1 pseudogene is annotated in these 535 nt (G+C 51.6%); it reads right to left on the bottom strand.

Going from position 1 to position 535, the window contains the following annotated elements:
• Window positions 1-535, bottom strand: a pseudogene (gene fliI, locus R7Q48_RS30525) (flagellum-specific ATP synthase FliI); the annotation flags it as partial.

Genomic DNA, 535 nt, shown 5'->3' with positions numbered 1-535 from the left:
GAATCCATCAACAAAAGTACATCTTTGCCTTGATCTCGGAAATACTCCGCGACGCGGTGACAAAGCAGTGTCGCTCTAAGTCGCATCAATGGTGATTCATCCGCAGTAGCTGCAATGATGATGGCTTGTTCTCTCGCTTCTGGCGTTAAGTTGCGTTCAATAAACTCACGAACTTCTCGACCACGCTCACCAATCAAACCCACCACAATGACGTCCGCTTCCGTGTTTTTGGTGATCATCCCCATCAACACACTTTTACCAACACCACTGCCCGCCATTAGACCAATACGCTGACCTTTACCGACCGTCAGCAAACCGTTGATCGCACGAACGCCAACATTAAGCGGGGTATCGACAGGACGACGCTTAAGGGGGTTGATCGGTTTAGGTTCAAGTGAAACACGATCGCCCCCTTTAAGCGGCATGCCGTCATCCAATGGCTCGCCTAAGCCGTTTACCACGCGTCCCATCCACTGAGAGCTGAGTTGCACGGTACTGTCGCCGTCTAATGGGATCACCTTCGCACCGGCAAACA

The organism is Vibrio sp. 378, from assembly GCF_033339435.1.
This window is presented reverse-complemented; position numbering and strand designations above follow the sequence as displayed.